This is a genomic window from Agromyces binzhouensis (assembly GCF_004135055.1).
Lineage (GTDB): Bacteria > Actinomycetota > Actinomycetes > Actinomycetales > Microbacteriaceae > Agromyces > Agromyces binzhouensis.
Genome location: NZ_SDPL01000421.1, coordinates 1 through 2,702 on the forward strand (window position 1 = coordinate 1; position 2,702 = coordinate 2,702).

The 2,702-nt window shown below is 73.3% G+C and carries 3 protein-coding genes; all 3 read right to left on the reverse strand.

Annotation, left to right across the window (positions count from 1 at the left end; translation table 11 throughout):
* Positions 1-148 precede the first annotated feature (148 nt).
* Genes ESO86_RS15100 through paaD form a run of 3 tightly spaced genes read right to left on the reverse strand, consistent with a single transcriptional unit; the run spans position 149 to position 2,653 of the window.
* Complete coding sequence (locus tag ESO86_RS15100) at positions 149-922, reverse strand: enoyl-CoA hydratase/isomerase family protein (protein ID WP_129235718.1); 774 nt, start codon at positions 920-922, stop codon at positions 149-151.
* Positions 923-941: 19 nt separating this feature from the next.
* Positions 942-2,153: a 1,2-phenylacetyl-CoA epoxidase subunit PaaE gene (gene paaE, locus ESO86_RS15105; protein ID WP_129235719.1), complete on the reverse strand. Its 1,212-nt coding sequence runs from the start codon at positions 2,151-2,153 to the stop codon at positions 942-944.
* A complete protein-coding gene (gene paaD / locus ESO86_RS15110; RefSeq protein ID WP_242492402.1) occupies positions 2,153-2,653 on the reverse strand; it encodes a 1,2-phenylacetyl-CoA epoxidase subunit PaaD in 501 nt (166 codons plus the stop codon). Before paaD ends, paaE begins: the two co-directional genes overlap by 1 nt.
* Positions 2,654-2,702: the final 49 nt, after the last annotated feature.

Here is a 2,702-nt window from a genome sequence, read left to right on the forward strand (position 1 = left end):
CTACCTGCGGACGATGGCGGCGGGCCTGCGCGAGGCGAGGGGCTGGCCGCCGGCCGTCGTCGGGAGGTACCTCGCGGCGCTCACGGGCGCGCACCCGAGGTGGACGCCGTCGGCGATCGCCGACCTCGCGCGCGTCGCGGCCTGAAGCTCAGCCCCGCCCCGTGAACTGCGGCGTGCGCTTCTCCTGGAACGCCGCGAAGCCCTCGCGGTAGTCGTCGGTGTCGCAGAGCGCGGCCTGCGCGCGGTTCTCGTCGGACATCGACGCCCAGAGCCCGTGGCGGTGGTCGCGCAGGTCGGCGACGAGCCGCTTCGACGCGATGAACGCCTGGGTCGGGCCGGAGGCCGCCTCGTGCGCCGCGGCACGCGTCGCCTCGAGCACCTCGTCGGCCGGGAACACCTGCGAGAAGAGGCCCGCGGCGACCGCCTCGGCGCCCGACATCAGGCGACCCGTGACGATCAGGTCCATCGTCCGGTGCGCGCCGAGGCGCTCGACGAAGAGCGCGTGGCCGCCCGAGTCGAGGGTCGCGCCGAGGTTCTTGAACGGCGAGCCGATCTTCGCGGTGTCGGCGACGTACACGATGTCGCTGGCGATGAGCAGGCCGAGGCCGACGCCGAGGCACGCCCCGTGCGCGACCGCGAACGTGGGGGCCGGGAACCGGGACATCCGCTTCAGCAGCGGCTCGACCCGGCCGCCGAGGTAGCCCTGCACGTCGTCGTCGCGGGGGTCGACGCCCGCGATGTCGCGCCCGGCGCAGAACGCCCGGCCCTCGCCGCGGAGCACGAGCGCGCGCACGCCCGTGAACTCGGCCTGGTCGTAGGCCTCGCCGAGCTCGGCGAGCGCGGCCTCGCCGAGCGCGTTGAGCTTCGCGGGGGCGTTCAGGGTGATCTCGGCGACGCCGTCGCGGATCTCGAGCTCGATCATCGCGTTCCTCTCATCGTCCTCACACGTCGTAGTCGACCACGACGCGGTCGGACGTGGCGTGCGACTGGCAGGTGAGCACGTACCCGCGCTCGAGCTCCTCGGGTTCGAGGGCGTAGTTCTCGGTCATGTTCACGCTGCCGTCGACGACCCGCGCGCGGCAGGTCCCGCACACGCCGCCCGCGCAGGCGAACGGCACGTCGGAGCGCACGCGGAGCGCCGCGTTGAGGATCGACTCGTTGGCGCTGACCGGGCTGTCGACGCTCGACGAGAGCCCGTCGAGCGTGAACTCGATCGCCACGGTCGGCTCGCCGCGCTCGACGGTGACGGGTCGGCCGTGCCGCGGCTCGGTCGCCCGGTCGGCGTCGGTCGTGAACAGCTCGTACCGGACCCGGCCGGCGGGCACGTTGCGGGCCTCGAGCGTGTCCCGTGCGAGCTGCACGAGTTCGAACGGCCCGCACAGGAACCACTCGTCGACCGTCGACGGCGGGATGAGCGCGTCGAGCATGCGCTCGAGCTTCTCGGCGTCGATGCGGCCCGAGAGCAGCGGGGCGGTGCGCTGCTCGCGCGAGAGCACGTGGTGCAGGGCGAGCCGGGAGGGGTAGCGGTCCTTCAGCTCGGCGAGCTCCTCGAGGAACATCACGTCGCGCGTCGACCGGTTCGTGTACACGAGCGTGAAGCGCGCGTCGTCGGAGCGGGCGAGCACGGTGTGCGCGAGCGCCATGAGCGGCGTGATGCCCGAACCGGCCGCGATGCCGACGACGTGCTTGCCGTCGAGCGAGTCGAGCCCCGAGGTGAACGTGCCCTGGGGGCTCATCACGTCGATGCGATCCCCCGCGGCGAGCTCGGTGTTCGCCCACGTGGAGAATCGCCCGCCGAGGTCGCGCTTGATCGCGACCGAGACGCTGCCCCGCACGGGCGGCCGGCAGATCGAGTACGACCGGCGGAGCTCGTGCCCGTCGAAGTCGCGCCGCAGCGCGACGTACTGGCCGGGCAGGTAGGCGTAGTCGTCGGCGAGCTCGTCGGGCACCGCGAAGGTCACCTCGACCGAGTCGTCGGTCAGCGACCGCACCTCGGCGACCTCGAGCGAGTGGAAGCGGGCGCGCCGGCGCTTCGGCGCGGTGTCGCCGCCGACCGCGCTCGCGAGGAACGCGTCGGCGATCGCGGCATCCGTCGCGAGCGAGCCGGACACGGCGGGCGGGGCTCCCGTGGAGCCCAGGTTGATCGCGGCCATCAGAGCACCTTGAAGTAGTCGAAGGGCTCGAGGCAGTCACGGCACTCGTAGAGGGCCTTGCACGACGTCGAGCCGAAGCGGGCGAGTTCGCGGGTGTTGAGGGAGTCGCAGCGCGGGCACTTGACCGCCAGCTGCAGGCGGATCGGCCCGGCGTCGCGGACGGGCGCGTTCCCGCTCGGCGCCTGGATGCCGTACTTCCGGAGCTTGTCCTTGCCGGCCTCGCTCATCCAGTCGGTGGTCCACGCGGGCGCGAGCACCATGCGCACGTCGACCTCGTCGTAGCCGGCGTGCGTGAGCGCGAGCACGACGTCGTCGCGCATGGCGTCCATCGCGGGGCATCCGCTGTACGTGGGCGTGAGCTCGACGTGGACGGCGCCGTCGTCGTCGACGGCGACCGAGCGGAGCACGCCCAGGTCCTCGATCGTGAGCACGGGCACCTCGGGGTCGGTCACCGTCGCGGCGACGTCCCACGCGGCGCGTGCGGCGGGGTCGCTCGGCACGGGTCGGGCGACGGATGCCGCGGCATCCGCCTCCACGCCCGCGCCGGGC

What these genes read in the sequence shown, in the direction of transcription:
- ESO86_RS15100 (WP_129235718.1), bottom strand. Translation starts at nt 922, where the DNA reads ATGATCGAGCTCGAGATCCGCGACGGCGTCGCCGAGATCACCCTGAAC.
- paaE (WP_129235719.1), bottom strand. Translation starts at nt 2,153, where the DNA reads ATGGCCGCGATCAACCTGGGCTCCACGGGAGCCCCGCCCGCCGTGTCC.